At 54.8% G+C, this 15,269-nt stretch carries 13 protein-coding genes and 1 tRNA gene; 7 read left to right on the forward strand and 7 right to left on the reverse strand.

The window, feature by feature from the left end; translation table 11 throughout:
* Nucleotides 1-126 precede the first annotated feature (126 nt).
* Together ACZ1HV_RS27265 and ACZ1HV_RS27270 are read left to right on the forward strand one after the other, a co-directional pair.
* Complete coding sequence (locus tag ACZ1HV_RS27265; RefSeq protein WP_298986776.1) at nt 127-474, forward strand: c-type cytochrome; 348 nt, start codon at nt 127-129, stop codon at nt 472-474.
* A gap of 150 nt (nt 475-624) precedes the next feature.
* Nucleotides 625-897 carry an usg protein gene (locus ACZ1HV_RS27270; protein ID WP_472716890.1) on the forward strand — a complete coding sequence of 91 codons (273 nt, stop codon included), beginning with the start codon at nt 625-627 and terminating at the stop codon, nt 895-897.
* Between the two features lie 17 nt (nt 898-914).
* On the opposite strand, the gene ACZ1HV_RS27275 is transcribed toward ACZ1HV_RS27270, so the two are convergent.
* Nucleotides 915-1,721, reverse strand: coding sequence for a tRNA1(Val) (adenine(37)-N6)-methyltransferase (locus tag ACZ1HV_RS27275; RefSeq protein ID WP_472716891.1), 807 nt, complete (start codon nt 1,719-1,721; stop codon nt 915-917).
* Between the two features lies 1 nt (nt 1,722).
* Nucleotides 1,723-1,959: a putative signal transducing protein gene (locus tag ACZ1HV_RS27280; RefSeq protein ID WP_298818593.1), complete on the reverse strand. Its 237-nt coding sequence runs from the start codon at nt 1,957-1,959 to the stop codon at nt 1,723-1,725.
* 176 nt (nt 1,960-2,135) lie between these two features.
* On the opposite strand from ACZ1HV_RS27280, the gene ACZ1HV_RS27285 reads away from it, so the two are divergent.
* Nucleotides 2,136-3,152, forward strand: coding sequence for a polyprenyl synthetase family protein (locus tag ACZ1HV_RS27285; RefSeq protein ID WP_472716892.1), 1,017 nt, complete (start codon nt 2,136-2,138; stop codon nt 3,150-3,152).
* A gap of 63 nt (nt 3,153-3,215) precedes the next feature.
* On the opposite strand, the gene ACZ1HV_RS27290 is transcribed toward ACZ1HV_RS27285, so the two are convergent.
* Nucleotides 3,216-4,097 carry a 4-(cytidine 5'-diphospho)-2-C-methyl-D-erythritol kinase gene (locus ACZ1HV_RS27290; protein WP_472716893.1) on the reverse strand — a complete coding sequence of 294 codons (882 nt, stop codon included), beginning with the start codon at nt 4,095-4,097 and terminating at the stop codon, nt 3,216-3,218.
* 12 nt (nt 4,098-4,109) lie between these two features.
* Nucleotides 4,110-5,894 carry a tetratricopeptide repeat protein gene (locus tag ACZ1HV_RS27295; RefSeq protein WP_472716894.1) on the reverse strand — a complete coding sequence of 595 codons (1,785 nt, stop codon included), beginning with the start codon at nt 5,892-5,894 and terminating at the stop codon, nt 4,110-4,112.
* 272 nt (nt 5,895-6,166) lie between these two features.
* On the opposite strand from ACZ1HV_RS27295, the gene ppdK reads away from it, so the two are divergent.
* Nucleotides 6,167-8,839 (forward strand): pyruvate, phosphate dikinase, encoded by a 2,673-nt coding sequence (gene ppdK, locus ACZ1HV_RS27300; protein ID WP_472716895.1) that lies wholly within the window; start codon nt 6,167-6,169, stop codon nt 8,837-8,839.
* A 46-nt stretch (nt 8,840-8,885) separates the two neighbouring features.
* Nucleotides 8,886-9,854, forward strand: coding sequence for an ArgK/MeaB family GTPase (locus ACZ1HV_RS27305; protein WP_472716896.1), 969 nt, complete (start codon nt 8,886-8,888; stop codon nt 9,852-9,854).
* Here ACZ1HV_RS27305 and ACZ1HV_RS27310 read toward each other — a convergent pair.
* The 3 genes from ACZ1HV_RS27310 to map form a co-directional block, all read right to left on the reverse strand.
* Nucleotides 9,851-12,130: a bifunctional diguanylate cyclase/phosphodiesterase gene (locus tag ACZ1HV_RS27310; RefSeq protein ID WP_472716897.1), complete on the reverse strand. Its 2,280-nt coding sequence runs from the start codon at nt 12,128-12,130 to the stop codon at nt 9,851-9,853. The two genes, ACZ1HV_RS27305 and ACZ1HV_RS27310, sit on opposite strands and share 4 nt — an antisense overlap.
* A 180-nt stretch (nt 12,131-12,310) precedes the next feature.
* A complete protein-coding gene (gene radC, locus ACZ1HV_RS27315) occupies nt 12,311-13,009 on the reverse strand; it encodes a RadC family protein (protein WP_472716898.1) in 699 nt (232 codons plus the stop codon).
* A 7-nt stretch (nt 13,010-13,016) separates the two neighbouring features.
* Nucleotides 13,017-13,847: a type I methionyl aminopeptidase gene (gene map, locus ACZ1HV_RS27320; RefSeq protein WP_298818607.1), complete on the reverse strand. Its 831-nt coding sequence runs from the start codon at nt 13,845-13,847 to the stop codon at nt 13,017-13,019.
* Nucleotides 13,848-14,076: 229 nt separating this feature from the next.
* Here map and ACZ1HV_RS27325 point away from each other — a divergent pair.
* Both ACZ1HV_RS27325 and ACZ1HV_RS27330 read left to right on the forward strand, forming a co-directional pair.
* Nucleotides 14,077-14,162 (forward strand) — tRNA-Leu (locus ACZ1HV_RS27325).
* Nucleotides 14,163-15,059: 897 nt separating this feature from the next.
* Nucleotides 15,060-15,260: a hypothetical protein gene (locus tag ACZ1HV_RS27330; protein WP_472716899.1), complete on the forward strand. Its 201-nt coding sequence runs from the start codon at nt 15,060-15,062 to the stop codon at nt 15,258-15,260.
* The last annotated feature ends 9 nt before the right edge of the window (nt 15,261-15,269 follow it).

The following is a 15,269-nucleotide window of genomic DNA, read 5'->3' on the forward strand; positions in this document are numbered from 1 at the left end:
CCGACCTTGTGCTTTAGTACCGGTCCTGACCATCAACAAGGATGCGTTTGTACGTCCGTCTCCTAATATAAATTCGTGTTCTCGGCCTCTATATATGACCGACTGATTCCAGGGAGTGAGACGACCATGCAGCGCTTGAAATCGTTTGTCCTGTCAGCCGTTCTTGTTGCTGCTGCCAGCTCGGGACATGCTTCGGACGGAGACTATCCGTCAGATCCTGTCAGTCTGGCGACCGGGCAAGAGTTGGCCGAAATTCACTGTGCTGCGTGTCATGCCGTTGGCAAGGATGACACAAGTGCCCAGCCTGGTGCACCGGCTTTCAGGTCACTTTCGTCGCTCTATCCGCTGGAAAGCCTGGAAGAGCCCCTTGCGGAGGGGATCGTTACTGCGCACGACAATATGCCGGAATTTGCCTTCGAACCGGATGACATCGACGCGTTTTTGGGCTACCTGACCTCGATCCAAAGCAATTGACACCGACCTGAATTCAGCCAGAGATGATTTGTTAGCAGTCACATCTTCTTGCTGCTAAAATACTGTTTATAAACAAGAATTATTCTTTGGTCGGATTTGGTTGGACGAGAATCCGTGACACTCTTTCCTTGCAGTGAAGAAAGGATTGGCATGGACACCAGCTCTGACTTTGAAAAACGGCTCAACGGCTACGGACTGTTGACGGCGGAGATCCTCTACAGGATCCCTGATCACCCGAAGCTTCTGCAAAGCTTTCTCTGGCAGACCGAAGATCTGGCTCCAAAATTCCCCGAACTCAACCGGTTCTTGAAATTCTGGGAAGATGAAATAGAGGGCCGAATTCATTCCGTTCGTGTTGCGCACCAAAACTTGATCGTACCGGTCGATTTCCGGTATGCCGGGGGAGAATTCGTCGTTCACTGATTAGATGGCGATTGAAGCTACTTGCGTGCGAGAAGGCCCAGGCCATGGCCGTCGCGCATAATGGTTTGCGACTGCGGTGTGAAGTCGGAACCGTCGTCCTCGTGAAGAACGAAGCCGGGCAAAAGCTGCAAGGAGGCCTTGCTGGCCCTTACGGCGCGCACAAGGATCCTGGTGGCCGGTGCTTCCTGGCGCGGTCTCAGCGGAATCACATCGATGGAACCAAAGCGGCCCTTGAGCACACCAAGAAGCTCTTGAAGACCGTCCGCCCGAAAGATGACCGTCAGGCTGCCGCCATCTCTGACGATGTCGGCGGCCGTCTTCGCCCAGGGTTCCAGGCCTCGCTCATCGAGCATGTGCGCACCGGCCCTGGCCGTGTTCGGAGATGCTCGAAACCGATCGGCTTCATAGTAAGGCGGGTTCATGATCACATGATCGGCCATCGACGGCTTGAGGCCTGCCGCGTGACGCAAACTTCCTTTCGCCGTAATGTCTGCCTCCAGCAGGGTCAACCTATCGGCAAACCCTGCATTGGCCGGGTCCATGAGCCCCTGTCGTACCAGAGGCAGGATGGCGGCATCCAGCTCCACCAATGTAACATCGATGTCAGACAGTCTTGCAGCCGCGCAGAAACCTGCTGTTCCAACGCCTGCTCCAAGGTCGACAATGTGCCCTTTTGTGGCGTCGGGTAGAGCTGCTGCGAGGTAGACCGCATCGAGGCCGGCCCGATGACGGCCGCGGCGCGGCTGATGCACATGGACTTTACCGCCCAAAAATGCGTCCCGCGTTGTTTCTTTCTGATCTAGCGAGGCGTGCGGTATCGACATGTCAGGACGATCCGGTCTCCGGCGGGAGTTCATGTTCCAGGCCGGCATCACGCACCAGCATGCGGGCTTTGCCGATCTGATCGCTATCCACCAGTACGCGTCGGGGGATCATGGCCAACGACCCCTCAAGAATGCTCATGTTGCCATCTGCGACAAAATGCTTGATGCCGGCTTCTTCCAGTATCGATTCAAGAAAGGAAATGAGCACGGGATCGTTAGTTCTGATAAGTTCTTCCATATGTTATCCGGCGTTAGCAGCAAAGCTCCTGAGAGTGCCTTTGTGCACTATTGTCCGCTGGAGTACAGCAAAACCTGCTGATTGCGGCATTTCAACAGTTTGTCATCGGATTGGCGTCTTGCCCCGGACGCAATCGCACCATATTGTCCGCTCAAATATTCAGGGGAGTGCCGTTAGTGGCCGTTGTCGCAACCTATTCTGACAATCAACTGCGTCGTGCGAGCATACAGGGGCTTGTTGATCTCGTCGCGCCCGGCATGGGCCAGGTCAATGAATTGATTCTGTCCAAGGCCGGGTCCAATGTCGAGCTGATTCCAGAGATTGCAAAACATCTCATTTCATCTGGTGGTAAACGTTTGCGCCCGATGCTGACACTCGCCTGCGCTGAAATGTTCGGCTACGAAGGCGATGGTCACGTGACTTTGGCAGCCAGTGTGGAATTCATGCACACGGCGACATTGCTGCATGACGATGTCGTTGACGAGAGCGATATGCGTCGCGGAAAGCTTGCTGCCCGCAAGCTCTGGGGTAACCAGGCGAGTGTTCTCGTCGGAGATTACCTGCTGGGTCAGGCGTTCAAGATGATGGTCGATGTGGGGTCGCTCGAAGCGCTTCGCATTCTGTCCACCGCGTCCGCAGTGATTGCGGAAGGGGAAGTTCTGCAGTTGGGTGCCGCCAAGAACATCGCCACAACCGAGCAGGACTATCTTCGGGTTATTGAAGCAAAGACGGCTGCACTGTTTGCCGCCGCTGCCGAAGTCGGTCCAGTGATTGCCGATCAGAATGAGAGCATGAAGCTTGCCGCTCGAACCTACGGCATGGAATTGGGCTATGCCTTCCAGCTGGTTGACGACGCACTCGACTACGGAGGATCGTCTGCAGACCTTGGCAAGGACGTTGGCGATGATTTCAGGGAAGGCAAGATTACATTGCCGGTTGTCCTGGCAATTGCCCGCGGCAACGATGCCGACCGTGTCTTTTGGAAGCGTTGTCTGGAAGGTGAGGACGTCGTTGACGGCGATCTTGAAGAAGCCATCGGACTTTTGAAAAAATATGACGCTCTGAGCGAAACCGTCGAGCGCGCGAGAACCTACGGCGATAATGCGCTCAAGGCATTGGAAGCATTGCCGGGCGGGGCGCATAATGATGCGCTGGCTGATGCAGTGGCATTCTGCATATCTCGTGTGAGCTAGTTTCAGATCGATAATTACAAAATTTCAGCCGGTTACGGTTTTTTCTTAATGTGATTTGATCACTTATTTCAACGGACCCGACGCGATCCACCAGTCTGGGTGCGCTGAACGCAAGCTTCGTTCGATCTCGACGGCATTGCGTGCTTCGCACAAACCGAAACATGTTGCGCCGGAGCCGGACATTCGCGCGAATTCGATCAGCTCATTGCCGTCCAGCGCACGCAACACATCACCGATATCAGGACAGAGAGTGATCGCTGCATCCTGCATGTCGTTTCGGCAAACCGATAAATACGAAGTCAGTTCTCCGAGCGTTTCGAATTTCTCAGGCATGATCGGCATTGCGGCATTGTCGTGTTCTGTCATGGTCTTGAAGACTTCGGGTGTCGAAACAGTTTTCTTTGGATTGGCCAGCACAATCGCACAGTTCGGCAATGAAGGCCCCTGTGAAAGGACATCGCCGATCCCCCGCATAATCTGGGGTTCGGGAAAGAGGCACACAGGTACATCTGCGCCGAGCGACAACGCAAGGCCTTGCATTGTCTCTTCGTTCAGATAGACCCCTGAAAAGTCCTCCAACAAGCGCAATGTGGTCGCGGCGTCACTCGAACCGCCTCCAATTCCCGACGCGACGGGGAGGCGCTTGGTGAGCGTAAGACGCACTGCGGGGACCGGAATCGACGCCTTTTCGGCAAAGCCCTTTACCGCTTTCAGGATGAGATTGTTGTCCGAAGACCCCTCAAGTTCACGCGAAAAAGGACCGTCCAAAACCAGATTGAGACGGTCATCGGCTTCGAGTGCAATGCGGTCGCCGATTTGGGGAAACACAGCGAACGAATGAAGGAGATGATACCCGTCTTCACGTTGCCCGGTAATGTGGAGGGCCAGATTTACCTTGGCCCGAGCCAGTCCTGCACGGGGCATCGACGCTGAGCCGAGGGTCATTGAAACCTCCGGTCAGCCGCCGTTGTTTTTCGTTTCCGCATTGGCAGCGTCGGTCACCGGAACGTCCTTCAAACCATTGGCGATCTTGTCGAGGATCTTGGGCAGCTCATCTTCTTCAGGCCCAAGGTCCCGGGCATGGTTCCACTGGAACCGGGCTTCATTGCGCCGGCCAACCATCCAATAGGCGTCACCAAGATGGTCGTTGATCACGGGATCCGCCGGGCGGAGTTCAATCGCACGCTCCAGTTCCTTCACGGCCTCTTCATAGCGACCGAGACGGAAATAGACCCAGCCAAGGCTGTCAACGATATAGCCGTCGGTTGGCCGCAGCTCGACCGCCGTCTTGATCATATCGAGCGCTTCGTCGAGCTTCAGACCCTGGTCGACCAGCGAATATCCGAGGTAGTTGAGAACCAGAGGCTGGTTTTCATTCAACTCAAGTGCCTTGCGGAAATCTGCTTCTGCAAGGTCCCATTTGTCCAGTCTTTCGCGTGCGATGCCGCGGAAATATAGAATGATCCAATGCCGGTCTTCCAGTTCGGCAATCGTATCAAGTCCCTGGGTATATGTGGTTTCGGCTTCGTCATAGATCTCGTGAGACCGCAGAATATTGCCGAGCGCAATGACCGCCTCAAGATCAGACGGGTCTTGTTCAATGAGAACTTCCAGATGGGAGCGTGCTTCGTCCAGCTTGTCCAGGGCGTTGAAATTCATGCCGACCTGAATTTCCGCTTCTCGTTTCAGAACGCTGTCTTCGGGCACCATCATCAAGGCTTTGATTGCGCGTTCGGGCTGTTCCATCCGTTCAAAAACACTGCCGAGCGCAATAGCCGCAAATTCTGCCTTTGGGTCCAGGTGGAGTGCGAGCTGCAGATAGGATGTCGACAGTTCCTCGCCGCCATCCCGGCCAATGACAGCGCCAAGGCCGTAAAGAATTTCTGCCATGCCCTGGGAGGGATCCGTCACCATGGGCGGAATGACTTCGCCGCTCATCAGGGTTTCGCGGGTGTCCACCAGTTTTGGATGGCCTCGGAACTGCTGGTCGTATTGGTCGAGAACCTCGAGCGCTTCTTTTTGACGCCCGTTGGCGGCAAGGATCCTCGCATATGCATCGATGACGCGAATTGCGCCCTGATCGATTGCGTAGGCTCCTTCAATGGCTTCGAGCGCATCTGCATTCCTGCCAGCTGCAAACAGCAGGTGTGCCTTATGCGTTGCCTTGAAAACTTCGAACCACTCCGGACCACTGAGTTCGTCGATGGTTTCAACGGCTTCGTCGACTTTGCCGTTGCCGTAAAGCGCCCAAGCACGCGATATGCCGATAGAAAGTTGCGCAAGCGGACCGTTCCGGCCTTTGGACAAGGCAATATCCGCATTTGTATAACTGCCATCGATCAGTCTCTGCGCGCCGATGGCAAGCTGTGCGAGGAAATTTTCCAGACCGGCCTTCTCAAGTTCTTCCGCAAAATCAACGGCCTGTTCGACATCTCCGTTTGCCAGCTTCAGAAGGAAAGTCCGCTCCAGCAGCATTGTGTTGTTGGGATCAGCGGCGAGAGTTTCCTCATAAAATGCGGCAGCTTGAGCATAGTCCTTGTCAAACCCGGCCAGACGTCCGGAAAGGTAGCTTCCGGAGAGATTGAAGGGCAGGCCTGTTGGCGTGCCGTAAATCTCTGGTTCGGCTGTGGTCTCCGCCATTGCGGCTGCCGGCAATAGGGCGATTGCACTGACCAGCGCAAGGAGCCTCCGTTTAAGGGGCTTTCGGTCCACATTGGCAACGGCACCGGTCGCTTGGGTCATACTTCGTCGAACTCCATCTTCACCGACAGTTAGGAATCTTGCTTATTGCCTTTGACAATGGCGTCTTTAAGGCTATGCGGCAAGGCAGACGGATAACTTTCTGACGGTTTAAATCCATTTGAATTTGCACATCGTCGGAAAGCTTGGGCCCAATGGGCGATAGAGCCCGGATTCCGGGAGAAAGGGCTTGAAGCCAATCCTTTGCCGTTGCAGGTATGTGCAGTGCAATATGACGGAGGCGTTTGTCGCCGGCATCGGTTAGGAGAGTGAATATGGCCAAGTGGGTCTATAGCTTTGGCAATGGGGAAGCAGAAGGCGCAGCCGAAATGCGCAACCTGCTTGGTGGCAAAGGTGCGAACCTTGCTGAAATGAGCAGCCTTGGTCTGCCCGTTCCTCCCGGCTTCACGATCACCACTGAAGTCTGCACTTGGTATTATGATCACGACAAATCCTATCCCGATGAGTTGAGTGCTCAGTTGTTTGAGGCCGTTGATAAAGTCGGTGTGGCAACGGGCAGGAATTTTGGGGATACGGAACGACCGCTGCTGTTGTCGGTGAGATCCGGAGCCAGGGTGTCCATGCCTGGCATGATGGACACGGTCCTCAATCTGGGCCTCAATGACGAGACTGTCGAAGCACTTGCAAAAGAGGCAGATGACCGCCGCTTTGCCTATGACAGCTATCGTCGTTTCATCCAGATGTATTCGGACGTGGTGCTTGGGTTGGACCACCACGAATTTGAAGAAATTCTCGAAACTCACAAGGAACAGAACGAACTTGAACTCGACACGGATGTCGATGCTGACGGTTGGTTGTCGATTATTGCAAAATACAAGGACCTTGTTGAAGAGGAACTCGGCAAACCGTTCCCTCAAGACCCACGCGAGCAATTGTGGGGCGCTGTCGGGGCTGTTTTCAGCTCATGGATGGTGCCGCGCGCCGTGACCTATCGTCGGCTGCATGACCTGCCGGCGTCGTGGGGCACGGCGGTGAACGTACAGGCCATGGTCTTCGGGAACATGGGGGAGGGGTCGGCAACCGGTGTCGCCTTTACCCGCAACCCCTCCACTGGTGAAAAGGCGCTTTACGGCGAGTTCCTGGTCAATGCTCAGGGTGAAGATGTTGTCGCCGGTATCAGGACACCGCAGGACATTACTGAGAAGGCCAGGATTGAAGCAGGATCTTCCAATCCGTCACTCGAAATGCTGATGCCTGAGGCATTTGCAGAGTTCCAGTCCTATTGCGACCGGCTTGAGGCGCATTACAAAGACATGCAGGATCTGGAGTTCACCATCGAGAAGGGTAAGCTCTGGATGTTGCAGACCCGGAACGGCAAGCGCACAGCAAAGGCGGCCCTGAAAATTGCCGTTGACCTGGTCGAAGAGGGTGTTTTGAGCGAAGTAGAGGCGATTGGACGGGTAGAACCTGGTGCCCTTGATCAGCTGCTTCATCCTACCATCGATCCGGATGCGGAGCGCGATATAGTCACCACCGGTCTGCCTGCCTCGCCAGGAGCGGCTTCCGGAGCAATCGTCTTCACCTCAGACGAGGCGGAAAAAGCAAAGGGAGATGGCCGAAAGGTCATTCTTGTGCGTGTCGAAACCAGCCCTGAAGACATTCACGGCATGCATGCGGCGGAGGGCATTCTCACAAGCCGTGGCGGCATGACAAGTCACGCGGCGGTCGTGGCGCGCGGAATGGGTAAGCCCTGTGTCGCTGGTGCCGGGGCTCTGAGGATTGACTATCGAAACGGTGTCATCAATTGCGCCGGACGCCAACTGAAAGAAGGCGACACGATCACAATCGATGGCGCGACCGGGCAGGTGCTTTCCGGCGAAGTCAAGATGCTTCAGCCAACGCTTTCAGGTGATTTCGGCATATTGATGGGCTGGGCAGACCGGGGCCGCCGCATGAAGGTGCGCACCAATGCAGAAACGCCTCAGGATGCCAAGGTCGCCCGCGATTTCGGTGCTGAGGGTATCGGGCTCTGCCGCACCGAGCATATGTTCTTCGAAGGTGAGCGCATTGTCTCGGTGCGTGAGATGATCCTGGCCGGGTCAGAGGATGGGCGCAGAGCCGCGCTCGCCAAGCTATTGCCAATGCAGCGGAAGGACTTTGCCGATCTCTTTGAGATCATGCATGGGTTGCCCGTGACAATACGATTGCTTGACCCACCTTTGCATGAGTTCTTGCCGAAATCCGATGAGGAACTGGCGGAAGTCGCGAAAGCTATGGGTGCCGATCCGGAGTTGTTGCGTGATCGCGCATTGGCTCTGGAAGAATTCAATCCGATGCTCGGCCATCGCGGCTGCCGTCTTCTGGTGTCATATCCTGAAATAGCAGAAATGCAGGCACGCGCGATCTTTGAAGCCGCCGTTCTTGCCGCCAAGGAAACCGGTGCACCGGTGGTGCCTGAAATCATGGTGCCGCTGGTCGGGGTCAAGGCAGAGCTGGACCTCGTCAAAGGCCGGATAGACGCCATGGCGAAGGCCGTCATGGAAGAAACGGGTTCTGAACTTACCTACCATGTCGGTACAATGATCGAGCTGCCGCGCGCAGCCTTGCGTGCCGCTGAAATTGCTCAATCAGCGGAGTTCTTTTCATTCGGGACCAACGACCTGACACAGACAACGTTCGGGATTTCCCGAGATGATGCTGCGTCGTTCCTTGGCACCTATCAGGCAAAAGGCATTCTGGAACAGGATCCATTCGTCTCCCTCGACCAGGAGGGGGTGGGCGAACTGATTTCGATTGCAACAGAGCGCGGTCGTGCAACCCGACCCGAAATCAAGCTTGGTATCTGCGGTGAGCACGGCGGCGATCCAGCCTCAATCGACTTCTGCGAAGGAGTTGGACTTGAATATGTGTCGTGCTCTCCCTTCCGTGTGCCGATCGCCCGGCTCGCGGCCGCACAATCGGCGCTTAAAAAGCAATCGTCGGACTGAATGCGACAGTTCCGCTTGCATGATACGGGGTGAGGAAAAGGTGAGTGTGCCGTTTCCCACATTGGATCAGTTGCGCAAGGGTGGCAAACGCACCCTTGCGCGCATGCTGACACGCCTTGAAACCGGCGCAGGTGAGCAGGAGACCGCAATCTTTCTGGACAGCGTCTGTTCGGAGCCCATTGCACAGGTAATCGGCCTCACAGGCCCTCCTGGTGTCGGAAAGTCGAGCCTCACAGACGCCTTGATCACGTCCTATCGGGAGGAGGGATTGCGCGTTGCCGTTCTGGCCATTGATCCGTCCTCGATTTTGACGGGTGGCGCGCTCTTGGGGGACAGAACCCGTTTGAAGACCGACCCGGAAGATGACAGGGTTTTTGTCCGCTCCATGGCGGCGCGGGACAGGCTTGGCGGCCTGTCGGATCACGCGGTTGCAGCCATCACGCTGTTGCGGGCTGTCTGTGACAGGGTCATTGTCGAAACCGTCGGCATCGGCCAATCCGAAGGTGACCTGAAACAGGCCGCCGACACGGTTGTCCTTTGCATTCAGCCGGGTTCCGGCGACAGCCTGCAATTCATGAAAGCGGGTATCATGGAACTTCCCGATGTGGTGGCGGTGACCAAGTCTGACATGGGACCATTGGCCCGGCGGGCGGCTTCGGACGTGGCCGGTGCACTCTCCTTAAGTCGCCATGGTGGCCAGGACTGGCAGGTTCCCGTGCAACAGGTTTCGGCGCAAACAGGTGAGGGAATTGCAGATCTGGTGGCGCAGATGGGGCGTCATAGACAGCACCTTGCGAGCGAAGAGCGGCTGTACGTGTGTCGCAGGCGTCAACACCAGGCCTGGTTTCAAGACATGGTTCGTACCGAGTTTGGCCAATTCGGTTTGACACTCCTGACACAGGCCATGGGTATCGAATTGGCCAAGAAGGCTGAAACCGCGCCCTTTTTGAGTTTTTGGACCTTGTCGTCTGAAGTCAGGGACCGTCTCAACTTTGGCAATAGGCCCCGCGGCTAGCTGCCCAAGGCCCTGGACTGGTAACTGAGATCGGTTGCAAAACCGTTGCTCTCGGTTCCCTGAAAGTCTTCCAGAAATTTCGACAACGCAACATCAGAAAGCGGCCGGGATATGAAATAGCCCTGCATTCTGTGGCAGTCGTGATCCTGCAGGAAACGGATCTGCTGTGCGGTTTCAATACCCTCGGCGACAATTGTCATGCCAAGCGCTTTGCCGAGCTGGATGATCGAGACCAGGATGGCTTCAGCTTCTGCATTACCGTTCATGTCGGAGACAAAATCCCGGTCGATCTTCAGAGTGTCGAAGGGGAACCGGCGAAGATAGCTCAGGCTTGAATAGCCGGATCCAAAATCGTCGAGTGCAACTTTGACGCCGAGATTTTTGAGGCGGCGCAGCGCTTTCAAAACACTGTCGTTTCTTCCGGCGAAAACCGTTTCAGTCACTTCAATCTCAAGGCGCTGCGGCGGCAGATTGTTGGCTGCCAGGATCGCCATGACCTTTTCAACGAAGCGGGGGTGCTTGAACTGGTTTGGCGACACGTTGACCGACACGACAATTCCCGGCCAGTCGTGCGCCTTGGCGCAGGCTTTGTTCAGAACCCAGATGCCAAGGTCATTGATCAGGCCAGTCTCTTCGGCAACAGGGATGAACTGTGCCGGCGATACAACTGTTCCGTCTTCCCTTGTCCAGCGGGCAAGCGCTTCGACAGATACGATGCGCTTGGCCGTCGTGTCCGACTGGGGCTGGTAGGCGAGATCAAGCTTGTCGTTTTTCAAGGCAAGACGCAGTTCGCGGGACATTTCGTCCTTCGATTGCACCTGCTGCTCCATAGACGGTTCAAAGAATGAACGGCGGCTACGGCCGTTTTCCTTGGCGTCATAGAGCGCAATGTCAGCCTTGCGCAACAATTCGTCCGGGTCGTTTCCATCACGGGGAGCAATGGCAGCCCCCATCGACATGCTGGCGAATATCTCGCGGCGTCCGATCATGATCGGTCGCCCGATTTCGTCATGGACCTGGTCAAGAATGTATTCCAGCCATTCTTCGCTTTCGCAATTCCTGAGAACCATCGCAAATTCGTCGCCGCTGATACGGGCAACGATACCGCTTTCGGGAATAACGTGGCGGAGGCGCCTGGCGACGGCCATGATGACCTTGTCGCCAGCTGAATGGCCAAGCGTGTCGTTGATGTCCTTGAAGTGGTCAAGATCGATATAGACCACAGCAGAGTTTGATCCGTTCAGGAAACTTTCCTCGAGAATGTCGGACAGCAGCGCGTGAAATCTGGCGCGGTTCGGCAAGCCGGAAAGGGCATCGTGACGTGATGTGTGGACTGCGTTTGCCTCGCTTCGTGCCAGGCGCTTGGTCATTTGCCGGGTAAAAATGGTAACAGCAATCACGACTGCGGCGATCATGAAAGCAGCCAACGCCAGGAACGGGTTGATCCGGCGCATCATCTGCGTGCCCGGCTGTGCTGATCGCCAGGCAAGGACACCAACATCGTTTCCGCGGGGCGACCTCAGCAGATATTGGCCGACACCCGGGCGAGGGGCCTGAATATTGGCCAGGACGAAGCCGTCCAGCCGGGACATTTCGGCAATGCCCTTGAGTTTTTCACCGCGCAGGGGAACAAGGCTGACTAGAACCGAAGGCGGTTTACGCATCGGCGAGATCGATTGGATCTGCTGCATGACAGCTGCGGCACTGAACAGATGCGGCTCACCCTGCATCGAGACAATCCCCGTTTCGGCAATCGAACGTCTGGCATCGCTGCTTTTGGGTACAAAACTGAACAGGCCGGAGGGGGTCTTGCGGAAGGAAGTGATGTATCGCGCGCGCACCTTTGCAATGGCTGGCTTCAGGCTGTGCAAGACTTCAGGCGTCATCCACTTGCTGGTATAGTTCTGCGCGTAGATCTGCTGAACTTCAAAATCCCGGTTGATCAGAACACCCTTTGTGAAGCGGTGGTTCTGGAACAGCCAGTGCATCACATTGTTGAAGATCCAGCTCTCGTCGGGGTCCTCCTGGTTGACCTCGTGATACGCGTCGTCCCAGATGACAACACCGGTCTGTTGTTTGATAAGGTAGTTTCGGGTCAGCTCGAGCGCACCATTGATCAACCGCTCCTGAGATTGCTCGGCTGTCCGGTCCGATAACCTTGCCGACCAGTGCATGAGCCCGAAAATCCCAAGAACGGATGTCAGCACAACCGCAACCATCGGTACGATGATCGCGTTGGCAATGCGTCCGCCAGAGTTTTTGGTCGAGTTTTGCATACAAGAGCCTGATTGTTTCGGGCCGAGTATTGCGAAATCAGGTTAAGGAAAGTCCCTTATGACTTGGTAAAAAACGCGTAAATACGGACGCTTAGACAAGTGGTGATATAAAAATGCGCTTGGCAAGAATAGGCGGCGGTGATCAAGTGCTGCAAGACTTGCGTGCCTGTGCGTCGCAAATCAGATCAATTGCAGTCCGCGCATGCTGACATTGTTTCTCAGGCCAATAATGATGTGATCGTGAACTTCGACACCGAGCGGTTTCGCGATGTCGATGATTTTCTGCGTCATCTGGATGTCTGCGCGCGAAGGCGTCGGATCGCCTGATGGGTGATTATGGACAAGAATGAGCGCCGTTGCGGAATGCTCAAGTGCGCGGCGGATCACTTCACGCGGATAAACCGGGGTGTGGTCGACGGTACCCGTCTGCTGGACCTCATCGGCAATAAGGCCGTTCTTCTTGTCGAGAAACAAAATCCGGAATTCTTCCACCGTCGAATGTTCCATGGCCGCTTGCAGATAGTCGATCACTTTCGACCATGAATCCAGCAATCGCCGCTCATCCAGTTCCCCCTTGTGGTAGCGGACAATGGCTGCGTGAACGGCTTGCAGTGTGTCTACGCTGACATCTGAAAGACCATCGATCTCCTTAAGCCGTTCCCGTGGCGCTGCAAGCGCGGCGGAAAACGACCCGAACCGTTGCAGCAGGGCCTTGGCAATTGGCTTGGTGTCCTGGCGGGGAAGTGCGGAGAACAGCAGGAATTCAAGGAGTTCATAGTCAGCAAGACTTTGCTCGCCTGTCTTTCGAAACCGTTCCCGCAATCTTTGACGATGGCCCTTGTGGCTGGCAGTTGCGCCGCCGGACTTGGCTTCGCTCATTGCGATCTTACGCCGCCGGGAGGCCGGGTTTGTGAAGACCCTTTGGCGATGTCGTGAAAATCTGGCAGCCATCCGGCGTTATGCCGATCGAGTGCTCGAATTGGGCCGACAGCGAACGGTCGCGTGTCACGGCCGTCCATCCGTCGCTCAGAACCTTCACATGCGGCCGGCCCAGATTGACCATTGGCTCGATTGTAAAAATCATGCCAGGCTTCAGTTCCACACCCTCACCAGGGCGGCCGTAATGCAGGATGTTTGGCGTGTCGTGGAAAAGCAGACCGAGGCCGTGCCCGCAAAAGTCCCGCACGACCGAACAACGCTGAGCTTCCACATAGGTCTGGATTGCTGCGCCGATATCACCTGTTGTGTTGCCGGGTTTGGCCGCTTCTATTCCGCGCATGAGCGATTCATATGTCACGTCGATCAGCCGCTCGGATGCACGCTTCAGCTGGCCGACCGGATACATGCGGCTGGAATCGCCATGCCACCCGTCCAGGATCAGGGTCACATCGATATTGACGATGTCGCCTTCACGCAGTGCCTTGTTGTTGGGAATCCCGTGGCAGACAACGTGGTTGATTGATGTACAGCTGGATTTGGTGTAGCCGCGATAGTTAAGCGTCGCCGGAATGGCGTTGTTATCCATGCCGAACTGATACACGAAATCGTCGATTTCCTGGGTGGTCACACCCGGTTTCACTATGCCGGCAAGCGCATCGAGGCAGGTCGCCGTCAGTTGTCCGGCGCGCATCATTCCCTCGAAATCCTCTGGCCCGTAAAGACGCACTTGCCCTGTGTTTTTTAAAGGCGCTTCTGCGGCATCAATGTAGCTGACCATGGACTGTCCGATTTTTTTGATTGTCTTGCGCTGTGTTCGTGCCGATCCCGGCGTTCATGCGCTTAATGTAATACGTTTTTCCGTCTGTTCACATACAGTCCCGAGCGGGCAATTTCCAGTTTTTGATCAAGCAAAAATCAAGCTTGCAGGAATTCGGTCATCTCCGCGCAGGAAAACTGATCGCACTCGCTTGCGATTTTTCAAGAAGGTCGTTAGGTGAGGAGAAAGAGCGGGCGTGGTGGAATTGGTATACACAACAGACTTAAAATCTGTCGGCCCTAGGCCATGCGGGTTCAAGTCCCGCCGTCCGCACCAAGCATGTCTGAGTTTTTTGACATGGCGCCCATCGAGCCGCCAGTGCTTGCCTTTTGCTCAGTGGATTTATTGAACTTATTCGGTGCTGAGCTGGAGCGCGGTTGAACGCACCATCAAGACCGCCGGTTCGTCTCGTCTTATCGTCTCCAGCCTTTAGACGCCGTTGGCCGAAACTGGCGGGGGAGCGCTTCAACCTCCAGTTTCTGACAGTTACCTTTGGCTATCCTGTTTCGATGCAAGCAGCGTGACACGAAAAAACCGTTTCGCAAAGAGACCCGTACGCATGGATCTTCAAAAAAAGAAAATTAAAACAATGGTTTAAATCTAGTCTCGACTTCGAGTGAAGGACTGCCGCACAGTTTCTAGCATGAATTCCTGAGAGACGGCCAGAAAGACCCTTTTGCGGTGAGGCAAGACATCATTGGCACAAAGGAAATTCACGCCTCGAGGTTGTGGTTGATGTCGGGCCCCAATGATCCTCTTTGCCAGTAGTTTTTAAATTTTAGGCAATTGAATGTGTATTAACCATGTGAGCATTTTTGCTTGTTTCTGAATTGTAAAGAAATTAAGTTGATTACACTTAATTACTTCATGAGATTTTCTTTTAAACTATTATTCTGCGTGAAATTCGTTTCCTCGTTCGTAGTAAAGTGATTTTAACTAAACTATTGCGATTGTGATTGGTTGCACTTTCTTTTTCAAATTTACGCATCCCGGATTTCCCGCAGTTCTACCTACCTTCATCTATAGGTTGCGTGCCGATTTACGTTGCGGACGTTCGCTTCAGTGACGGCGTTTACCTTTAATAAAGTTAATAAAACTTTGGGTTTTATATAAGGTGAAAAAACTGTAAACATTCCTCAGTGGGTTTTATGAAAAAGTACCGAGTGTTTCGCTATGAATGAATTTGTTCGGATTGCACAGCTCTCTAATGACGCGACTTCTGGAGGAGATGGTGGAGGAGGAAACCCCTCTGATCCGCTTGTTCTTTCCAGGCCTTCGGCACAGCAAAGTGTCGTTTCGCTTCGACAGTCAGGGCAACTTGTAGACTTCCGGCAGATCCTGAACGAGGACATCTCGTTCATTCGAGATCGGTGACGATCTCCA

This window comes from Roseibium sp. JB4-4 (assembly GCF_055693425.1).

Bases quoted from the DNA above. Each gene is read 5' to 3' on its own strand.
- ACZ1HV_RS27275 (WP_472716891.1), bottom strand. From the start codon at position 1,721: ATGTCGATACCGCACGCCTCGCTAGATCAGAAAGAAACAACGCGGGAC.
- radC (WP_472716898.1), bottom strand. From the start codon at position 13,009: ATGAGCGAAGCCAAGTCCGGCGGCGCAACTGCCAGCCACAAGGGCCAT.
- ppdK (WP_472716895.1), top strand. From the start codon at position 6,167: ATGGCCAAGTGGGTCTATAGCTTTGGCAATGGGGAAGCAGAAGGCGCA.
- ACZ1HV_RS27290 (WP_472716893.1), bottom strand. From the start codon at position 4,097: ATGACCCTCGGCTCAGCGTCGATGCCCCGTGCAGGACTGGCTCGGGCC.
- ACZ1HV_RS27280 (WP_298818593.1), bottom strand. From the start codon at position 1,959: ATGGAAGAACTTATCAGAACTAACGATCCCGTGCTCATTTCCTTTCTT.
- ACZ1HV_RS27270 (WP_472716890.1), top strand. From the start codon at position 625: ATGGACACCAGCTCTGACTTTGAAAAACGGCTCAACGGCTACGGACTG.
- ACZ1HV_RS27295 (WP_472716894.1), bottom strand. From the start codon at position 5,894: ATGACCCAAGCGACCGGTGCCGTTGCCAATGTGGACCGAAAGCCCCTT.
- ACZ1HV_RS27265 (WP_298986776.1), top strand. From the start codon at position 127: ATGCAGCGCTTGAAATCGTTTGTCCTGTCAGCCGTTCTTGTTGCTGCT.
- ACZ1HV_RS27310 (WP_472716897.1), bottom strand. From the start codon at position 12,130: ATGCAAAACTCGACCAAAAACTCTGGCGGACGCATTGCCAACGCGATC.
- map (WP_298818607.1), bottom strand. From the start codon at position 13,847: ATGGTCAGCTACATTGATGCCGCAGAAGCGCCTTTAAAAAACACAGGG.
- ACZ1HV_RS27330 (WP_472716899.1), top strand. From the start codon at position 15,060: ATGAATGAATTTGTTCGGATTGCACAGCTCTCTAATGACGCGACTTCT.